Origin of the sequence: Stenotrophomonas sp. 24(2023), assembly GCF_030913365.1 — a bacterium.
Lineage (GTDB): Bacteria > Pseudomonadota > Gammaproteobacteria > Xanthomonadales > Xanthomonadaceae > Stenotrophomonas.
In genome coordinates, this window is the sequence record NZ_CP133160.1 from 4,425,505 (window position 1) to 4,444,671 (window position 19,167).

The 19,167-nt window shown below is 68.0% G+C and carries 19 protein-coding genes; 12 read left to right on the forward strand and 7 right to left on the reverse strand.

Going from position 1 to position 19,167, the window contains the following annotated elements; translation table 11 throughout:
- Window positions 1–85: 85 nt before the first annotated feature.
- The 5 genes from Q9R17_RS20120 to Q9R17_RS20140 all read left to right on the forward strand — a co-directional run bounded on the left by Q9R17_RS20120 (window position 86) and on the right by Q9R17_RS20140 (window position 4,342).
- The gene (locus Q9R17_RS20120; RefSeq protein ID WP_308156348.1) at window positions 86–994 is read left to right on the forward strand and encodes a LysR family transcriptional regulator; all 909 of its coding nucleotides are present in this window, start codon (window positions 86–88) and stop codon (window positions 992–994) included.
- A gap of 144 nt (window positions 995–1,138) precedes the next feature.
- Window positions 1,139–2,653 (forward strand): thioredoxin family protein, encoded by a 1,515-nt coding sequence (locus Q9R17_RS20125; RefSeq protein ID WP_308156349.1) that lies wholly within the window; start codon window positions 1,139–1,141, stop codon window positions 2,651–2,653.
- Between the two features lie 128 nt (window positions 2,654–2,781).
- Window positions 2,782–3,414, forward strand: a complete 633-nt coding sequence (locus Q9R17_RS20130; RefSeq protein ID WP_308156350.1) for a superoxide dismutase — start codon at window positions 2,782–2,784, stop codon at window positions 3,412–3,414.
- The gene (locus tag Q9R17_RS20135) at window positions 3,411–3,992 is read left to right on the forward strand and encodes a flavin reductase family protein (RefSeq protein WP_308156351.1); all 582 of its coding nucleotides are present in this window, start codon (window positions 3,411–3,413) and stop codon (window positions 3,990–3,992) included. The genes Q9R17_RS20130 and Q9R17_RS20135 overlap by 4 nt, the downstream gene beginning before the upstream one ends.
- Window positions 3,989–4,342 carry a hypothetical protein gene (locus Q9R17_RS20140; protein WP_308156352.1) on the forward strand — a complete coding sequence of 118 codons (354 nt, stop codon included), beginning with the start codon at window positions 3,989–3,991 and terminating at the stop codon, window positions 4,340–4,342. The genes Q9R17_RS20135 and Q9R17_RS20140 overlap by 4 nt, the downstream gene beginning before the upstream one ends.
- 21 nt (window positions 4,343–4,363) lie before the next feature.
- Here the strand turns inward: Q9R17_RS20140 and Q9R17_RS20145 are convergent, their stop codons facing one another.
- Window positions 4,364–5,506, reverse strand: a complete 1,143-nt coding sequence (locus Q9R17_RS20145) for an acyl-CoA desaturase (RefSeq protein ID WP_308156353.1) — start codon at window positions 5,504–5,506, stop codon at window positions 4,364–4,366.
- 14 nt (window positions 5,507–5,520) lie between these two features.
- The gene (locus Q9R17_RS20150; protein WP_308156354.1) at window positions 5,521–6,591 is read right to left on the reverse strand and encodes a ferredoxin reductase; all 1,071 of its coding nucleotides are present in this window, start codon (window positions 6,589–6,591) and stop codon (window positions 5,521–5,523) included.
- A gap of 93 nt (window positions 6,592–6,684) precedes the next feature.
- On the opposite strand from Q9R17_RS20150, the gene fabR reads away from it, so the two are divergent.
- The 4 genes from fabR (at window position 6,685) to Q9R17_RS20170 (ending at window position 10,997) form a co-directional block, all read left to right on the forward strand.
- A complete protein-coding gene (gene fabR / locus Q9R17_RS20155; protein WP_308156355.1) occupies window positions 6,685–7,338 on the forward strand; it encodes an HTH-type transcriptional repressor FabR in 654 nt (217 codons plus the stop codon).
- Window positions 7,339–7,424: 86 nt separating this feature from the next.
- A complete protein-coding gene (locus tag Q9R17_RS20160) occupies window positions 7,425–8,108 on the forward strand; it encodes a class I SAM-dependent methyltransferase (RefSeq protein WP_308156356.1) in 684 nt (227 codons plus the stop codon).
- A 194-nt stretch (window positions 8,109–8,302) separates the two neighbouring features.
- Entirely contained in the window at window positions 8,303–10,465 is a 2,163-nt protein-coding gene (locus Q9R17_RS20165; protein WP_308156357.1) for a TonB-dependent receptor, read from the forward strand.
- Window positions 10,455–10,997, forward strand: coding sequence for a thioredoxin-like domain-containing protein (locus Q9R17_RS20170; RefSeq protein ID WP_308156358.1), 543 nt, complete (start codon window positions 10,455–10,457; stop codon window positions 10,995–10,997). The genes Q9R17_RS20165 and Q9R17_RS20170 overlap by 11 nt, the downstream gene beginning before the upstream one ends.
- Window positions 10,998–11,049: 52 nt before the next feature.
- Here the strand turns inward: Q9R17_RS20170 and mntR are convergent, their stop codons facing one another.
- The gene (mntR, locus tag Q9R17_RS20175) at window positions 11,050–11,523 is read right to left on the reverse strand and encodes a manganese-binding transcriptional regulator MntR (RefSeq protein ID WP_308156359.1); all 474 of its coding nucleotides are present in this window, start codon (window positions 11,521–11,523) and stop codon (window positions 11,050–11,052) included.
- Window positions 11,524–11,642: 119 nt separating this feature from the next.
- On the opposite strand from mntR, the gene Q9R17_RS20180 reads away from it, so the two are divergent.
- Window positions 11,643–12,974 (forward strand): Nramp family divalent metal transporter, encoded by a 1,332-nt coding sequence (locus Q9R17_RS20180; protein WP_308156360.1) that lies wholly within the window; start codon window positions 11,643–11,645, stop codon window positions 12,972–12,974.
- A gap of 23 nt (window positions 12,975–12,997) precedes the next feature.
- Entirely contained in the window at window positions 12,998–13,390 is a 393-nt protein-coding gene (locus tag Q9R17_RS20185; RefSeq protein ID WP_308156361.1) for a hypothetical protein, read from the forward strand.
- Here the strand turns inward: Q9R17_RS20185 and Q9R17_RS20190 are convergent.
- The 4 genes from Q9R17_RS20190 to Q9R17_RS20205 form a co-directional block, all read right to left on the reverse strand.
- Complete coding sequence (locus Q9R17_RS20190; protein ID WP_308156362.1) at window positions 13,371–13,700, reverse strand: thioredoxin family protein; 330 nt, start codon at window positions 13,698–13,700, stop codon at window positions 13,371–13,373. The genes Q9R17_RS20185 and Q9R17_RS20190 overlap by 20 nt on opposite strands.
- Window positions 13,672–14,151: a flavodoxin gene (locus tag Q9R17_RS20195; RefSeq protein ID WP_308156363.1), complete on the reverse strand. Its 480-nt coding sequence runs from the start codon at window positions 14,149–14,151 to the stop codon at window positions 13,672–13,674. Before Q9R17_RS20195 ends, Q9R17_RS20190 begins: the two co-directional genes overlap by 29 nt.
- Window positions 14,152–14,164: 13 nt before the next feature.
- Entirely contained in the window at window positions 14,165–15,205 is a 1,041-nt protein-coding gene (locus tag Q9R17_RS20200) for a ribonucleotide-diphosphate reductase subunit beta (protein WP_308156364.1), read from the reverse strand.
- Window positions 15,206–15,315: 110 nt separating this feature from the next.
- Window positions 15,316–17,694, reverse strand: a complete 2,379-nt coding sequence (locus Q9R17_RS20205) for a ribonucleoside-diphosphate reductase subunit alpha (protein ID WP_308156365.1) — start codon at window positions 17,692–17,694, stop codon at window positions 15,316–15,318.
- A 431-nt stretch (window positions 17,695–18,125) separates the two neighbouring features.
- On the opposite strand from Q9R17_RS20205, the gene Q9R17_RS20210 reads away from it, so the two are divergent.
- Window positions 18,126–19,103: a zinc-binding dehydrogenase gene (locus Q9R17_RS20210; RefSeq protein ID WP_308156366.1), complete on the forward strand. Its 978-nt coding sequence runs from the start codon at window positions 18,126–18,128 to the stop codon at window positions 19,101–19,103.
- Window positions 19,104–19,167: the final 64 nt, after the last annotated feature.

Sequence of the window (19,167 nt, forward strand, 5' to 3'; positions counted from 1 at the left end):
GGAAAGTGTGGCCAGACTATTGGGATTGCCGCCACGCATAAATCGCGCGATCCTGATTTAACTGTTCAAACATGACGAACAATCCATGGACCGTCTCGATACCCTGCGCACCTTCCTGCGCGTGGCCGAACTGGGCTCGTTCACCCGCGCCGCCGACACCCTGGGACTGCCCAAGGCCAGCGTGTCCCAGGCCATCCAGCGGCTGGAGGCCGACCTCGGCACCCAGCTGCTGCACCGGACCACGCGCCGGGTGCACCTGACCGCCGACGGCACCCAACTGCAGCAGCGGGCGCACGATCTGCTCGATGACATGGACGAGCTGCAGCACCTGTTCCGGGCACAGACCGGCGAACTGACCGGCCGCCTGCGCGTGGACATGCCCGGCGGCATGGCCCGGCACCTGGTGATACCCCAGCTGCCCCGCTTCCTGGCGCGGCACCCGGCCCTGGAAGTGGAACTGAGCGCCACCGACCGCCGCGTGGACCTGGTGCGCGAGGGCTTCGACTGCGTGCTGCGCGTGGGCACGCTGGAAGACAGTACGTTGGTGGCCCGGCCCCTGGGGCACATCGACATCATCAACTGCGCCAGCCCCGGCTACCTCGCCGCCCGTGGCACGCCACGCACGCTGGCCGACCTGTCCGCACATGCCCTGGTGCATTACGTGGGCACGCTGGGCCAGCGCTCGCCCGGGTTTGAATACTTCGATGGCGAGCAGTACCGCAGCTGGCCGATGCAGGGCGCGCTGACGGTCAACAATTCGGACAGCTACAACGCCGCAGCGCTGGCCGGGCTGGGCATCATCCAGGTACCGGTGATGGGGGTACGCGAGGCGCTGGCCAACGGCACGCTGGTGCAGGTACTGCCCGACTGCGTGGCCGAACCGATGCCGGTCACCCTGCTCTACGCGCAGCGCCGCCACCTGCCACGCCGCGTTGCCGCCTTCATGGCCTGGCTGGCCGAGATCATCGCTGGCGATGTCGCGCGCCCGGCCTGACCGGGCGGCCACGCCGGCCTGCACTCATGCCGATACGCGCAGGCCTCATCACCAATACGCATCAGCCAGGGCGCGGGCAGCGGGCCCGGCGTTCCTAGAATGGGCGCAGGCGATGGCGCCTGCCTCTTCCCCTGGAAATTCCCGATGCGCGTTGCTGCTTCCGTGCTGCTTGCCCTGGCGCTGAGCGCCTGCTCCCCCGCCCCGACGTCTGCGCCCAGCACCAAGGCGGCAGCGCCTGCGCCAGCCACGGCGATCGCCTGGCGCCAGGGCGATGTCGACGATGCCTTCGCCGAAGCCGCCGAGAGCGGCAAGCCCGTGCTGCTGTACTGGGGCGCGGTGTGGTGCCCGCCCTGCAACCAGCTCAAGGCCGGCCTGTTCAAGGACCCGGCCTTCATCGCCCTGACCAGCAAGTTCGTGCCGGTGTACCTGGATGGTGACGAGGAAGGCGCACAGGCGTGGGGCGAGCGCTTCGGCGTGCGCGGCTACCCGACGCTGATCGTGCTGGACCCGCAGCGCAATGAACTGACCCGCGTGGCCGGTGGCAATGACAGCGCCGAGTTGACCCGTGCCCTGACCGTTGCCGCAGGCCGCCGCAGCGCGGTGGCCGAAACGCTGAAGATCGCACTGGCCAGCCCCGCCACGCTCAGCACCGAAGACTGGCAGGTGCTCGGCGACTACGGCTGGGAAGTGGATGCCAACCGCCTGGTCGGCGAGCGCGACCCGGCCCAGGTGCTGCAGCAACTGGCCAAGGTGGCGCCGGCACCGGCCCTGCAGCGCCGCTTCGGCCTGCTGGCCTTGGCCACGGCCAAGGCGCCCGGTGCATCGCCGACGCAGGCACGCGAACTGCTGCAGGCCGTGCTGGCGAACCCCGATGAAGTGCGCCGCAACCGCGAACTGCTCGGCTATGCCGGCGTTGCGCTGGTGAAGCAGGCCAGCAGCGGCCCGGCCAGCACCGCCACGCTGGGCCAGCAGCTGCTGACCGCACTGGAGCGCGCCGATGCGGCCCGTGGCAACCGTGCCGACGATGCGCTGGGCCGCGCACTGACCGAAGTGGCACTGGCCCGGCAGCAGCGCCCGGATGCGCCGCTGCCGGCGGCCCTGGTCACCACCGTGCACGCACGCGTGGCCGCCGCCGATGCAGCGGCGAAGGACGAACACGAACGCCAGGCCACGATCAGCACCGCCGTGCAGGCGCTGCGCGAGGTGGGCGATGATGCCGGCGCCGAAACACTGCTGCTGGCCGAGCTCAAGCGCAGCCCGGCGCCCTATTACTACATGCCCGACCTGGCCGAGCTGGCCGAGAAGCGTGGCGATACGACCGCGGCGGTGGACTGGCTGCACAAGGCCTACGACAGCGCCAAGGGCCCGGCGACGCGCGTGCAGTGGGGCGTGCTGTACGTGGAGGGCCTGCTGCGCCTGACCCCGCAGGATGCCGCCGGCATCGAGCAGGCCACCGACAGCCTGATTGCCGAGCTGGGCACGCAACCGGCCGGTTACCACCAGCGCACGCGCCAGCGCTTCGAGCGCCTGGCCGGCAAGCTGCAGGACTGGAGCCGCACCCACCAGGGTGGCGAAACGCTAGCCCGGCTGCAGCAGCGCATGCAGCAGGCGTGCGGCACGCAGGCCGAGGGCGCTTGCCACGGCTGGCTGCAGGGCTGACCGGACCGGGCCCCGTTGCTGACCGGCGGCCCAATCCTCTGCATGAAACCATTGACCTCAACAATGGTTGAGGTCGCATAAATCATCTCCCCGGCCGCCCCACGCGGCCTCCCCTGGAGATGGTTTCAATGTCCTACACCCTGCCCCCGTTGCCGTATGCCGTGGATGCCCTGGAACCGCACTTCGATGCGCGCACCATGGACATCCACCACAGCAAGCACCACCAGGCCTATGTCAACAACCTCAACGCCGCGCTGGAACAGGCCGGGCTGCCTGCCACGCAGCCGGTGGAGGCGCTGATCGCACAGCTCGATGCGCTGCCCGAACCGGTGCGCGCGGTGGTGCGCAACAACGGCGGCGGTCACGCCAACCACAGCCTGTTCTGGAGCGTACTGAGCGCCAATGGCGGTGCACCACAGGGCGAACTGGCGGCGGCCATCGATCGCGATCTCGGTGGTTTCGACGCCTTCCGCACGGCCTTCAGCAAGGCGGCGCAGACCCGTTTCGGCAGCGGCTGGGCCTGGCTGACCAGCGACCGCGATGGCACCCTGCGGGTGGAAAGCAGCCCCAACCAGGACAACCCGCTGATGGGCGCGGCGGCCGGGCAGTCCGGCAACACCCCCATCCTTGGTCTGGATGTGTGGGAACACGCGTACTACCTGCACTACCAGAACCGCCGCCCGGACTACATCGGCGCGTTCTTCAACCTCATCCACTGGGATGAAGTCGGCCGCCGCTACGCCCAGGTGCGCGCGGGATGAACGCCGGCGACAGCTACCATGCCGGGCCATGGGCGGGGGTCTTTCCCCTGCCCGAGCCGGTGCCCTCGGTGGCGATGCCGCCGCGGGCACTGCGCCGCCTGCTCGGGCACTACCCCACCGGGGTGGCCATCGTCTGCACCCGCGATGGGCAGGGCCAGCCCGTCGGCCTGACCATCAATTCCTTCGTGCCGGTTTCGCTGCAGCCGCCGCTGGTGCTGTGGAACCTGGCCCTTCACGCGCAGAGCCTGGCCACCTTCCAGCGCGCCCCACAGTTTGCGATCAGCGTGCTGGGCGCGGACCAGGCCGCCCTGGCACGGCGCTTTGCCGATGCACAGGTGCGCCACCGCTTTGACGGCGTGGTGCTGGAGGGTGACGACGATGCCCTGTCGCCACCGCGCATTGCCGGTGCGGTGGCGCAGCTGGTGTGCACCCGCCATGCGCAATGGCCGGTGGGCGACCACCTGCTGCTGGCCGGGCGCGTCATCGCCGTGCACGAACAGGGCGGCGCGCCGCTGCTGTTCCATCGCGGCCGCTTCCAGGCCGGTCCGGCGGAACTGCTGAGCGAGATGCGGCCATGAACATCGCGGCACTGGAAGCGATGCTCACTGCGGGCAAGGACAGCGCACTGCTGCGCTTCGGCCTGGGCAAGGCCTGGCTGGATGCCGGCAACCCGGTGATGGCCGCCACCCACCTGGGCCGCTGCGTGGCACTGGACCCGGCCTATTCGGCGGCCTGGAAGCTGCTCGGCAAGGCGTGGCTGGCCGGTGGCCAACCGCAGGCCGCGCGCGAGGCGTGGCAACGCGGCATGAACGTGGCCGGCAGCAAGGGCGACCAGCAGGCGCGGCGGGAAATGCAGGTGTTCCTGCGCCGGCTGGACCGGCAGGCACTGCCCGGAAACGAACCGGCCGCCCTGAAGGCGGCCGGATAGGAGGATGTCAGCCTGCGGCGCTTACCCGGCGTTGGCCGGTGCCGGCACCACATCCGGCATCGGTGCACGCTGCGGCTTGGACGGGAACGCGTGGCGCAGGATGCGCCACACCACCTGGCCGAACTGGCGCGGCAGCGTGCCGGTGTTGTAGTGCTGGCCGTAGCGGCGGCAGATCTCCTTCACCTGCACCGCGATGGCCGCATAGCGGTTGGCCGGCAGGTCCGGGTAGAAATGGTGCTCGATCTGGTGGCTCAGGTTGCCCGACAGCACGTTCATCACGAAACCGCCACGGATGTTGGACGAACCACGCAGCTGGCGCAGGTACCAGTGGCCACGCGATTCATGGCGCAGGCAGTCCTTCGGGAAGGTCTCCGATTCGGCGGTGAAATGGCCGCAGAAGATGATGACGTAGGTCCAGATGTTGCGCAGGCCATTGGCCACCAGGTTGCCCAGCATCACCGGCAGGAAGAACGGCCCGGCCAGCAGCGGGAAGAACACATAATCCTTGAACAGCTGGCGGCCCATCTTGCTGGCCACCGGACGGGTGTGACGCCACAGCGCACGCCCGGTCATGCGGCCCTGCAGCCAGCGGCCGATGCGCAGGTCCTGGATCGCCACGCCCCACTGGAACAGCAGCGCGAACAGCGGCGCGATGATCGGCTGCAGAAGATAGAACGGGCGCCAGCGCTGTTCCGGGAACAAGCGCAGCAGGCCGTAGCCGATGTCCTCGTCCATGCCACGCACGTTGGTATAGGTGTGGTGGCGGAAATTATGCGTCTTGCGCCAGTTGTCACCGGTGGCGACGATGTCCCACTCGTAGCGGTTGCCGTCCAGCTTCGGGTCGCCGGTCCAGTCGTACTGGCCGTGCATCACGTTGTGGCCCAGCTCCATGTTCTCCAGGATCTTGGACAACCCCAGCAGCAGCGTGCCGGCAACGCAGGCCGGCCACAGCAGCGGCGACCAGAACAGGGGCGAGAACGCCCCCAGGAACAGCAGCGCACGGCCCAGCACGCCGGACCAGCGCACGGCGGCGGCCACGCGGCGGATGTAGCGGGTATCGGCTGCGCCGCGTTCGCTCAGCACGCGGTCACGGATCGCGTCCAGCTCTTCGCCGAAGGCCTTCAGTTCGCTCGGGCTCAGGGCACGGTCGGTAGCGCGGGTCATGGCAGCAGCAGTCCTCAGAGATCCAGGGTCAGGTCGGTGGTCGGCGCGCTCACGCAGATCCGCACCTGCTGCGCAGGTTCGGCCTGGACGTCGCCGTTGCGCAGGTGGCGGCTGTGGCCGCTGACCTGCGCGCAGGTGCAGGTATTGCAGATGCCCATGCGGCAGCCATGCTTCGGCTTGATGCCCTCCGCTTCCAGGCTTTCCAGCAGGCTGCGGCCACGCGGCACACGCAGCTGGCGACCACTGCGGGCCAGGGTCAGCGCCACCTCGCCTTCGGCGGCGGCACCGGTCATCGCCGCCGGCGGGGTGAAGGCTTCGGCCTGGAAACCGGCCACCTGGTGCGCCAGGCGGCGGCGCGCGGCCGCCACGAACCCGTCCGGGCCGCAGGCCAGCACGTGGCGTTGCGCCAGCGGCGTGTCATCGCCGGCCACCTCAAGCGGGTGCGTGTCGATACGCGGCGACGGCACCTCACCCTCGCGGGTAGCCAGCAGGTGCACGCGCAGGTTCGGCTGCCCGGCGGCCAGGGCCCGCAGCTCATCACCGAACTGCTGTGCCGCCGTCGTGCGCTCCCAGTAGAACAGGTCCACCGGTGCGGCCAGCGGGCGCTGGCAGGCCTCGCGCAGCAGGCTGCGCATCGGCGTGATGCCGCTGCCGGCGGCCAGCAGCAGCACCGGCGCGGCCGAGGGCAGATGGAAATCACCGAAGGCCTGGTCCAGATGGAACAGTTCGCCCGGTTGTGCATGGGCCACCAGGTGCCGGCTGATGCGGCCGCCGTCGACCGCCTTCACGGTGATCGCCAGTTCGCGCCGCCCCACCTGGGTCGGGCTGTAGCTGCGCCGGTACAGGCGGCCATCCAGTTCCACGCCCAGGGTCACGTGCTGGCCCGCGCGCAGGCCGGCGAAGTGGCGGTTCACCCGCAGCACCAGCGTGGCCGCGCCCTCCCCGGCCGGTTCGCGTCGCAGCAGGCGCGCCATCGGCTCGCGCAGCGTCCACAACGGATTGAGCTGTCCGGCCCAGAAATCGAACAGGGCCGGGGACAGCCAGCGGCGGGGGGACAGCAGGGGCGGACGGGCGACAGCGTTCATGGAGCGCACTATACGGGTGCAAGGACACCCGTGTATACAGGTGTATTCTGCTCTGGATTGGGTATGATTCAGCCTTGCCCCGCCGGATGCCCCATGCCCGCCACCGCCCTGCCGCCGACCGAAGATGCCAGCAGCCCTGCCCGCCGCTCCGTGAGCCGCGAGGACCTGCTGGCCGCCGCACTGAAGCTGATCGGCCCGCACCGCAGCCTGTCCACGCTCAGCCTGCGTGAAGTGGCGCGTGAAGCCGGCATCGCCCCGAACAGCTTCTACCGGCAGTTCCGCGACATGGACGAACTGGCCGTGGCCCTGATCGACCTGGCCGGCAGTTCGCTGCGCACCATCATCGGCCAGGCCCGGCAGCGCGCCACCTCCACCGCCACCAGCGTGGTGCGCGTGTCGGTGGAAACCTTCATCGAGCAGCTGCGCGCCGACGACAAGCTGCTGCACGTGCTGCTGCGCGAAGGTGCCGTCGGCTCGGACGACTTCAAGCACGCGGTGGAACGCGAGCTGCACTACTTCGAGGAAGAACTGCAGCACGACCTGGTGCGCCTGGCCGCGCTCGATGGCGCCGTGCTGTACAAGCCGGAACTGGTGTCCAAGGCCATCACCCGGCTGGTGTTCGCCATGGGTGCCAGCGCGATGGATCTCCCCCCGGAAAAAGACCCGGAACTGGTGACGGAAATCTCCACGATGATCCGCATGATCATCGTGGGCGCACGCACGCCGGCCGCCTTCCGCCGCGGCTGAGCCACAGGCAACGCGGGGGCGGGCACTGCATCCCGGTCAGGCACTGCCATCACGCATCATGTATCTATTGATGATACATTAAAGACATGGACACGCCCTCGCCCTTCGACCAACCCGATGTCGTCGCCCGCTATGCAGAAGGTCCGCCGCGCGCGGTGCCGGGCTTCCATGATCTGCAGCGCAGCACGCGCCTGCTGCTGGCCGAAGGGGCCGGGCCGCAGGCCCGGATGCTGGTGCTGGGTGCTGGCGGCGGGCTGGAACTGAAGCATTTCGCCGAGCATCAGCCGGGCTGGCGCTTCCTGGGCATCGACCCGTCGCTGGCCATGCTCGACCTGGCCCGGCAGACCCTCGGGCCCCTGGCGGCACGGGTCGACTGGCATGCCGGCACCATCGCCGATGCGCCGCAGGTGCGCTGCGAGGGTGCCTGTTCGCTGCTGACCTTCCATTTCATTCCGCCCGCCCAGCGCCTGCCGACGCTGCAGGCGGTACGTGCACGACTGGCGCCCGGCGCGCCCTTCGTGCTGGCCCACCTCAGCGTGCCGCAGGCCGATGCCGGCGAGCGCCAGCGCTGGCTCGGCCGCTACGCCGCCTTCCTGGTCGATTCCGGCCTGCCTGCCACGCAGGCCGCGCGCGCGCAGGCACAGGTGGATGCACAGCTGCATATCCTCGATCCGGCACAGGAAGCCACGCTGCTGACCGAGGCCGGCTTCCGCGATGTCGCCACCTTCTATCAAGGCCTAGCGTTCCGTGGCTGGGTGGCCTACGCCTGAGCGGGACCGGGCCTGACTTCCGGCACGGCCGTACGCGCTTAATGTAATGTTATAACACTACTGGCGAATGACACTGCCGCCGCATTTGATGCGTCGGCTTATTGATATAGCAATTGCTATATCATCACCCGCACCTCCCCTTTCCCGCCCGCCAGGCCGCCCTCGCCAGCGCCCCTCCCACGGACGACGCCTTCATGCCGACCCTACCCGCTGTTCCCCGCCACCCGCTTGCCCTGGGCCTGGCCGTTGCCACCCTGCTGCCGCTGCCCGCCCTGGCTGCACCGCCCTCGCCTACCGAACTCGACCGGGTGCAGGTCAAGGTGACCACCGCCACCCGTACCGAGCGCCTGCTGTCGGATGTGCCGATCCGCACCGAAGTGCTGCGCCAGCAGGACATCGCGCTGCGTGCGGCCACCGACTTCTCGCGCGCGGCCGAACTGATCAACGGCCTGCGCGTGGAAAGCAACTGCCAGAACTGCAACACCAGCGAAGTGCAGCTGCTGGGCCTGCCCGGCGCGTACAACCAGCTGCTGTTCGATGGCATTCCACTGCTGTCCACGCTGGGCAGCGTGTATGGCCTGGAACAGATCCCAGCCGGCTTCGTCGACCGCATCGAGGTGGTCAAGGGCGGCGGCTCGGCGCTGTACGGTCCCGGTGCCGTCGCCGGAGTCATCAACCTGATCCCGCCGCTGCCGGCGCGCAGCGGTGGCCATGTGCAGGCCGGCGTGGATGTGCTCAAGGGCACGCCGCAGAAGAACGTCGATGCGCGCGTGGACCTGGTCGCACGCAACGCCGATGCCGGCCTGTCGGTCGTCGCCCAGCGCAACTGGAACGATGGCATCGACTACAACGGCGACGGCTATACCGAAATCACCCGCAAGAACCTGAAGGTGGGGGGCCTGCAGGCGTGGTACGCACCGAACCCGGGCACGCGCCTGCGCCTGGACCTGCAGGTCACCGATGAAACCCGCCGCGGCGGCAACCGCCTGGACCAGCCCGAGTACCTGGCCAACATCGCCGAATCGCTGGACACCACCTACCGCCGTGGCAGCCTTTCCTGGGACCAGGAAATCAGCGCCACTGCCGATTTCCGCCTGGCCTATGCCTTCGCCGACATCGACCGCGACAGCTTCTATGGCGGCCTCGGCGACGTGGTGACCGACCCGCGTGCGCCCGGCTACGACCCCGCCCAGCTCGACCACGACGTGCCCGGCAGCGCGGCCTCACGCTCCTGGCGCCAGTACGGCCGCACCACCAACCCGCTGCAGTACCTGGACAGCCAGTTGAACTGGCGTCTGGGCGCGCATGCGCTGGCGTTCGGCGTGCAGTACAAGCACGAGGCGCTGCGCGATGACAACCGCACCGGCAACGGCCAGCGCCTGGCCCTCCTCGAAGACGCCCGCTTCCGCAACCTTGGTGCCTTCGTGCAGGACGAATGGGCGCTGCGCGAGGATGTCGACCTGGTGCTGGGCGCGCGCGTGGACAAGAGTTCGGAACTGGACAACGCGGTGTTCTCCCCGCGCATTGCCGCCGCCTGGCAGGCCACGCCGCGGCTGAAGTGGCGCGCCGGCATCTCCACAGGCTTCCGCGCGCCGGAAATCTTCGTCGAGGACGTGCACGTCGATACGCTGGGCGGCGAGCAGATCCGCGTACGCAACCGGCCCGGCCTGAAGGAGGAGCGGGCGCTGACCACGCTGTTCGGCTTCGACTGGCGCTCGGACCCGGCCAATCCGGTGTGGAGTTGGGATGCCACCGCGTCCTACGCGCGCATCCGCGACACCTTCGCACTGGGCGAAATCCAGCGCGGCGATGACGGGCAGTTGAGCCAGCAACGCTACAACGCCTCGGGCTCGAACGTGCTGGGCATGGAAACCAACCTGGGCTGGCAGCCTTCGCCGCAGTGGCGCATGACCGCCGGTGCATCGTGGTACCGCTCGCGCTTCCGCGAACCGCAGCGCCTCTTCGATGACACCGGCGATGGCGGCAGCACCGTGATCGAAAGCCGCGATTACCTGAAGACCCCGCGCTGGACCGGCCTGGCCCAGCTGACCTGGCTGCCGGTCGATGCCTGGGAGGCCTTCCTGGCTGTGCGCCACACCGGCCGCATGCAGGTGCTGAACAATCGCCTGGGTGAGCTGCATGCCACGCGCACGTTCTGGGTGACCGACCTTGGCGCCCGCTGGCATCACCACCTGGGGGCGGATGCGCAGCAGGAAGTGGCCGTCTCGGCCGGGGTCAAGAACCTGTTCGACCAGCGCCAGCAGGATCTGGAAGTGGGCGCGCTGCGTGACAGCGACTACGTCTACGGGCCACGCTTCGCGCGCTCGTGGTACGTGAACCTGCGCTATGCGTTCTGAGTGGCTGCTGGCACTGGCCCTGCTGCTGACCATGCCGGCATCGGCGGCCGACACCCTGCACGCGCAGGTGTCGGCCTCGCTGATGCAGCCGGCGGAACGCACGCTCGAACCGATGCAGTGGCCGCGCCCGCCGCGCCTGCTGGCACTGTATGTCGGCGCCAACTGGTGCGGGCCCTGCCATGCCTTCATGCCGACCCTGCGCGCGCTACGCGACGCCCTGCGCGAGGCCGGTGCCGATACCGAAGTGGTCTACATCAGCCAGGACGAAAGCGAAGCCGCGCTGCGTCGTTACATGCACCAGCAGCAGATGCCCTGGCCGGTACTGGACCCACGCCGTGCGGCGCGCATGCCGCAACTGCAGGCACTGGCCGGGCCGGCGCCGCCGAACCTGGTGCTGATCGATGCGCAGGGCAACGTGCTGGCCAACGGCTGGCACGGCCGCCGCTATGACGGCCTGCAACCGGTATTGAAAGAATGGTGGAAGCGGGCCTGCGCGCAGGAAGGCGCACGCTGCGCGGCGACGCCCCCATAGATCCACGCCATGCGGGGATGCGGCCTTCCCGGCGACAACGGGCACAGCCCGGTCAACCGGCCTCGCCGCCCTCGGCCTTGCGCACGAACGCCTCGAACAACGCCAGGGTCTGTTCGCTCACGTGATGCTCGATGCCCTCGGCGTCACGCCGTGCGGTGTCCGGGTCCACGCCCAGGGCCAGCAGGAAGCGCTCCACCGTCTGGTGGCGCTGGCGGCTGGCATGGGCCAGGGCCTCGCCTTCGGGGGTCAGGAACACGCCACGGTAGGGGCGCTGCACCACCCAGCCGTCACGGGCCAGCCGGCGCAGCATCTTGGCCACGGTCGGCTGGGCCACGCCCAGGCGGGTGGCGATGTCGACCTGGCGGGCCTCGCCGCCATCGGCCAGCAGGTCCGAAATCAGCTCGACGTAGTCCTCCACCAGCTCCATGCGGTGGGCTTCACGGACCTGCCGGAAGCTCTCGACCTGGCGCTCGGCCTCGATCAAGGGGGTGCCTTTGGGCGATGTCGATTCGTCCGGTGTAACCACGCGCCTGCCTGTCTGTGCCGATCATGTCGGGAAATGAAGCCTGAATTCTGGACCACCACGCCGATAAAGACGATTGTTTTACCTGGCTATGGGAATTAGCAAGAGCTATATTAGGCCCCATGAGCACCCTGGCGCCCCCTGACCCTTCCGCCCCCACGCCCGCCAGCCTGGGGGCGCTGAACGCCTCGGTGGCCGTTCCCGACAAGGGGCACTGGTGGTTCCGCCTGCTGGCCTTCCTCGGCCCGGGCTACATGGTGTCGGTGGGCTACATGGACCCGGGCAACTGGGCTACCGACCTGGCCGGTGGTTCACGGTTCGGCTACCTGCTGCTGTCGGTCATCCTGGTGTCCAACCTGATGGCCGTGATCCTGCAGGCGCTGTCAGCACGGCTGGGTATCGCCACCGGCCTGGACCTGGCCCAGGCCTGCCGCGCGCGCTACCCCCGGCCGGTGAACCTGGCGCTGTGGGCGCTGTGCGAAGCGGCGATCATCGCCTGCGACCTGGCCGAGGTGATCGGCACCGCCATCGCACTGAAGCTGCTGTTCGACCTGCCCCTGCTGTGGGGCGCGGTCATCACCGCACTGGACACGCTGCTGGTGCTGCTGCTGATGAACCGTGGCTTCCGTGCGCTGGAAGCCTTCGTGATCGCGCTGCTGGTCATCATCTTCGGCTGCTTCGTGGTGCAGATCGCACTGGCCGCGCCACCGGTGATGGAAGTGCTGGGCGGTTTCATCCCGCGCGCCCAGGTGGTGACCGATCCGCATGCGCTGTACATCGCCATCGGCATCATCGGTGCCACCGTGATGCCGCACAACCTGTACCTGCACTCGTCCATCGTGCAGACCCGCGCCTACCCGCGCACCGATGCAGGCCGCCGCAGTGCCCTGCGCTGGGCGGTGACCGACAGCACCATCGCCCTGACCCTGGCGCTGTTCATCAACGCCAGCATCCTGATCCTGGCGGCGGCGGTGTTCCATGCCAACGGCCGCTTCGACGTGGAAGACATCGAGCAGGCCCACCAGCTGCTGGCACCGATGCTGGGCGTGGGCGCGGCGGCAACGCTGTTCGCCATCGCACTGCTGGCCTCGGGCCTGAACTCCACGGTCACGGCCACCCTGGCCGGGCAGATCGTGATGGAAGGTTTCCTGCAGTTGCGGCTGCCGCCCTGGCTGCGCCGGCTGATCACCCGTGCCCTGGCCATCATCCCGGTGGTCGTGGTGATCGTGCTGTTCGGCGACCAGGGCGCGGTGAAGCTGCTGGTGCTGAGCCAGGTGGTGCTGTCGATGCAGCTGCCGTTCGCGATCATTCCGCTGGTACGCATCGTCACCGACAAGGTCACGATGGGCGCGCTGGTGGCACCGCGCTGGCTGGGCCGTGCCGCCTGGGTGATCGCGCTGGTGATCGTGGCGCTGAATGTGAAGCTGCTGGTGGATACCTTCACCGGCGGTTGAGTTCGTTGGCGGTTCATCCACGCATGGCGTGGATCTACAACGGCATGCGCATTCCACGCATGGCATGGATCCAAAACGGCATGTGCATTCCACGCATGGCGTGGATCCAAAACGGCATGTGCATTCCACACATGGCGTGGATCTACAACGGCATGCGCATTCCACGCATGGCGTGGATTCACAACGGCATGTGCATTCCACACATGGCGTGGATCCAAAACGGCATGTGCATTCCACGCATGGCGTGGATTCACAACGGCATGCGCATTCCACACATGGTGTCGATCCACAACGGCATGTGCATTCCACGCATGGCGTGGATTCACAACGGCGCGTGCATTCCACGCACGACGCGGAACCCGGGTAGAGCCAGGCCATGCCTGGCTGCAGGGTGCATCAGGCGAGGAACTGCGTGATCGCCGCTTCGATCTGCGCCGGGGACTGGAACCCGGCCAACCGTGTGCGCTCGTCGCCGTCACGGAACAACGCCAGGGTCGGGGTCTGGCGCAGGCCCAGGTCACGGAAGAAAGCTTCGCCCACCACTTCCAGCTGCACCCGCAACAGGGTCATGCCCTGCCCGATGCCGCGGGCGCCGACGCGCTGCAACGACATCTCCAGCATCCGGCAGCCCGGACACTGGTCCTTGTGGAAATCCACCAGCACCCGCGGGTGCTCGGCCAGCAGTTGCCGGTACTGCTCAGGCGTGGTGGCGTCGATGATCTGCATGGGTCGTGCTCCGGTAATGGGCCAGGACCGCATCGGTCCAGGCGATGATGGCCTCGGCATGGCGCGGGCCATGCGGCATCTGTTCGATTTCCAGCGGGGGGTAGTCGCTGTGGAAGAAGCGCCGCAGCCGATGCACGGCACCACAGTAGTACTCGGCCCCCCACTGGGTTTCCCCGGTGCCGAACACCGCCACCTGCCCTGGCTGCTGCCCGTGCGCGGTCGCCGTGGCTACCCAGGCCTTCATCTCCGAGGGCGTGCGCCCGGCGTTGTCGGTCCAGCTGCCCAGCAGCACCAGGTCGGCCTGATCGAGCGGCAGCGGCGGCGGCTGGCGCAGGTCATCCGCTTCCTGCCAGTGCACAATGTGCCCGGCCGCGCGACAGCGTGCCGCCACCTGCCGCGCCAGCTCGCGGGTGTTGCCACTGAGCGAGGCAACCACGATCAGGATCTGCAATCGCGGGCCGGCCTCACAGATCGTCGAAACCGTTGTCGACATTGGTCTTCTTGTAGCTGGCATTGCGCATCTCGAAGAAGTCGGTCTTGGTCTCGGTGAAGTTGTCCGCATAGGCCTTGATCCACGGCATCACGTTGTCGGTGGTGTCGCTGTACAGGCGCTCGATGCCGAGCATGCCGGCCATCTTGTTGGCGCGGTACTTCACGTAGCGCACCATCTCGTCCACGTCGATGCCATCGATGCCGTCCAGCACCTCGGATGACCACTGGGTCTCCAGCTCGATCGCATGCTGGAACGCGCCGTGCACGTAGTCGGTCAGCTCGTGGGTCTGCAGTTCCGGGTTTTCGCCGACGATGGCGCGGATCACTTCGCTGATGAACTTGGTGTGGGCCAGCTCGTCGCGGTTGATGAAACTGATGATCTTGCCGGTTCCGGTCATGCGGTTCTGCCGCACCAGGTTGTAGAAGTAGGCGAAGCCCGAATAGAAGTTGATGCCTTCCAGGATCGAGGACTGGATGAGCGATTTCAGCAGCGTCTCGGCGGTCTTCTCGCGCAGGAAATCATCATAGGACGCCATGATCGGCGCATTGCGCTTGAGGATGGTCGGGTGCGTGCGGGCGATTTCGAAGATGCGGTTCTGGTTGGGCAGGTCGGTGATCGAGGCCAGCACGTAGCTGTAGCTCTCGTTGTGGATCACCTCCTGCTGGCCGATGATCGCCGCGTTGGCGTGCGCGGCCGGGTCGGTGATGTACTCGGCCACGTTGTAGATGAAGCGGGTCTGCGGTGAATCCAGCGTGGCCAGCAGCCCGATGATCGAATCGTAGGCGTTCTTTTCCCGTGCATCCAGCTCGCCGTACTGGCGCGCGTCGGCCTTCATGTCCACTTCGTCGGGAATCCAGAAGTTGGTCGACAGCTCCTTGTAGGCGCGATAGAACGAGGGGTAAGGGATGTCGTTCCAGTTCAGGATGCCGCTGGTGCGACCGTTGATGATGCCGGTACTGCGGTTGGGGTGGCGGGGTTCCAGGATCTTGATGCGGTCCAGCGGCGTTGCCATGGTATGTCCTGTGGATGGATGGCGCCGGTCCGTGCCCGGCGGATTGTGCGGAGGCCGCGCGGTACGCTCGCCGGGCATGGCCCGGCGCTGCCGTGCGGTACAGGTGCCGATCAGCTGGCGCACCACTCGCATTCGCTGATGTCGATGTCGTTGGAGCGCACGTAGTAGGTGGTCTTCAGGCCTTCGCGCCAGGCCGTCAGGTGCAGCTCCAGCAACGTGCTGGCACGGATGGTGCTGGGCACGTACAGGTTGAAGCTGATCGACTGGTCGACATGGCGCTGCCGCCGCGCGTTCTGCCGCACGCTGGCGAACTGGTCCACCCGGTAGGCGCCCTTCTCGTAGTACGGCCAGGTGTCCAGCGACAGGCCCGGGGCGGCGACCGGGCGCCGGAAGTCCTTCTTTTCCTCGTAGTAGAACGCGCTGTAGATCGGATCGATGGATGCCGTGGACCCGGCAATCTGGGCCGTGCTCATGTTCGGCGCCACCGCCAGCAGCCAGCCATTGCGCAGGCCGTGGGCCGCTACCTGCTGTGCCAGGGCTTCCCAGGCCTGGCCGTGGTAATCGCGGTCACGGAAGTAGGCACCGCTGTGCCAGTCGCTGCCCGCGAACATCGGGTAGCTGCCCTTCTCCCGGGCCAGCTGCGCGCTGGCCTGGATGGTCAGGAAATTGATGCGTTCGTACAGGCGGTCGGCCAGCAGCTCGGCATCCGGGGAATCCCACTGCACGCGCTGCTGCGCCAGCAGGTGGTGCCAGCCGAACGTACCCAGGCCGATCGCACGGTACTTGCGGTTGGTGATGGTCGCCTGCGGTACCGGCAACGCATTGAGGTCGATCACGTTGTCGAGCATGCGCACCTGGATCGGGATCAGCCGTTCCAGCACATCGGCCGCCAGCAGATCGTCCGGGGCGGCGATGGCGCGGCCCAGGTTGATCGAGGACAGGTTGCACACCACGAAATCGCCGGCGCGGCGGGTGGTGACGATCTGGTCGCCGCTGACGATCTCCTGGATCATCCGCGTCGGGCTCATGTTCTGCAGGATCTCAGTGCACAGGTTGCTGGAATAGACCATGCCCGCGTGCTTGTTCGGGTTCTTCCGGTTTACTTCATCGCGGTAGAACAGGAACGGGTTGCCGGTCTCCAGCTGGCTGACCATGATCCGCTTGAACAGGTCAATCGCCTTGACCGTGCGGCGGCTGATGCGCTCATCGGCCACCAGCTCGGCGTAGCGGTCGCGGAAGCTGCCCGATCCACGCTTCTCGTCATGGAAATCCTGCAGGTACCAGCCCTTGGCCTGCTTCACCTCGTGCGGATCGAACAGGTACCAGTCGGCGCGGCGCTCCACCGCTTCCATGAACAGGTCCGGCACGCATACCGAGGTGAACACATCATGCGCGCGCAGGCGCTGGTCACCATTGTTCAGGCGCAGGTCGAGGAAGGCTTCGATGTCGCGGTGCCAGATGTCCAGGTACACCGCCACCGCACCCTTGCGCTGGCCGAGCTGGTCCACCGACACCGCGGTGTTGTTGAGCTGCTTGATCCACGGCACCACGCCGCCGGATGAATTGGGCACGCCACGGATCGGTGCGCCGCTGCTGCGCACGTAGCCCAGATAGGCCCCGACGCCCCCCCCATGCTTGGACACGCGGGCGATGTCCGTATTGGAGTCATAGATGCCCTGCAGGCTGTCGTCCACCGTGTCGATGAAGCAGCTCGACAGCTGCCCGCCCACCTTGCCGGCGTTGGCCAGCGTCGGCGTGGCCACGGTCATGTACAGGTTCGACAGTGCCCAGTACGCCTCGCCCACCAGCTGCATGCGCCGTGCACGACCGCGTTCCCCCACCCCGCCTTCGTTCTGCATCAGGTACAGGGCGATGGTCAGCCAGCGCTCCTGCGGCAGCTCGAACACATCGCGGCTGCCATCGGTCGCCAGGTACCGGGTGGCCAGCAGGTACAGGCCGTTGTAGGCGAACAGGCGGTCGCGCTCCGGGTCGATCATCGCACCGGCCTGCTGCAGTTCCTCCTTGGAATAGCAGCGCAGGATGTCATTGCTGTACACCCCACGGTCGGCCAGGCTCTCCTGCAGACCCACATAGGAGCCGTACTTCAGGCTTCCATCGTAGAAACGGTTGCGGCTGGCGCGCTTGTACAGCCGGCGCAGGTACAGCCGCGCGGCAAACTGCTCCCATTCGGGCGCGACCAGGTCCACGCGCGATTCGGCTTCGCGGATCAGCAGATCCACCAGGTCGTCCGCGCTGATGCTGGGCTTGCGTTCCACCATTGCCTGCACCGCATGCCGGTAATCGGCGACGTCCAGCTGTGGAAACTCGGCCTGGATCGCATCGATGGTGCGCTGCAGGCGCGCGGCATTGAACGGCAGGCGGCGGTTGCCCGCTTCCTTGGTGATCCAGGTGGCCACGCGTTCGCCCGCCGGGCGCACGTCATCGGCTGCGCCGGCCGGGGTGGCCACGCGGAAGGTACTGTCGGTCATGGTCATGCATCTCCAGGTGCGCGCGCACGATGACGCCGCAGCCTTGGCAGCCCCCTGCGTGATACCGGCGCACGGGGTGGTCGGGGTTTCATGCCAGGGCGCGGGAACGAAGGTCGTCGGCATCTGCCTCGCGCCTGCGGCCGGTATCCGGTCCGTGGGGGCGACCTGGGTCCGCGCGCTGGCGGCCGCGTCGACACGGCAAGCCTTCAGGGGCGGGCCGCGGGACGTTTGCAGCATCGTCCGGCGGCGGCGGCTGACCGGGAGTGACAGCCCCAACATAGGGTGGATTGCGCGGCGCGTCAACACAACATGCGGTATTTCTCGCCATCGCGACGATAGGTCGCAGGATGCCGTGTTGCATGCGCCACCCCTTGTCGGCAACGCCTCCGCCCCTACCCTGTCTGTTCCTTTTACTGCGTGGATTTCCCCCTATGCGTGCAGCGCTTTACAGCCGTTTCGGCGACCCTGCCACGGTGCTGGACACCGCACAGGCCCCCCAGCCCGTTCCCGGGCCGGGCGAGGTCCGCATCCGCACGGTGCTGGCCCCCATCCACAACCACGATCTGCTGACCATCCGCGGCCTGTATGGCTACAAGCCCACCCTGCCCGCCATCGGGGGCAGCGAGGCCCTGGGCACGGTCGACGCCGTCGGCGAAGGCGTTGCCCATGTCCAGCCGGGCCAGCGCGTGGTGGCCGCCTCGGTGCACGGTACCTGGGCCGAGGCCTTCGTCGCACCGGCGCGCATGGTGATCCCGATGCCGGACGGCATTGCCGATGAAACGGCCGCACAGCTGGTGGCCATGCCGTTGAGCGCGCTGATGCTGCTGGAGTTCCTGCAGGCCCGGCCCGGCCAGTGGATCGTGCAGAACACCGCCAACGGTGCGGTCGGCAAGTCGCTGGCGATGCTGGCCACTGCGCGCGGCATCAAGGTGGCCAACCTGGTCCGCAGCGAAGACGCCGCTGCGCAGCTGCGGGCACTGGGTATCGAGCACGTGTTCGTCACCGCCAGCGACGGCTGGAAGGCACAGGTGCAGGCCACGCTGGGCGAAGGCCTGGCGGCCGCCGCCGTGGATTCCATCGGCGGAGACGCCAGCGGTGATCTGGTCGAGCTGCTCGGCCACCACGGCACGCTGGTGTCCTTCGGCGTGATGAGCGGGCAGCCGATGCACATCCCCGCCGGCGGGCTGATCTACAAGGAAGCCACGGTGAAGGGGTTCTGGGGCAGCAAGGTCAGCACGGCCATGGCGGTGGAGGACAAGCGCCGGCTGGTCGGTGAACTGCTGCAGCGCGCCGCATCGGGTGAACTGCGGCTACCGGTGGACGCGGTGTTTCCGCTGGACCAGGTGGCCGAGGCCGCCGCGGCCGCCCAGCGCGGTGGGCGCGATGGCAAGGTGCTGTTGCGGGTGTAAGAAGCGTTGCCCGCACTGCAGCCCGGCGTGGCCTGGCGCTACCGGACTCGGTCCCGGATTCGTT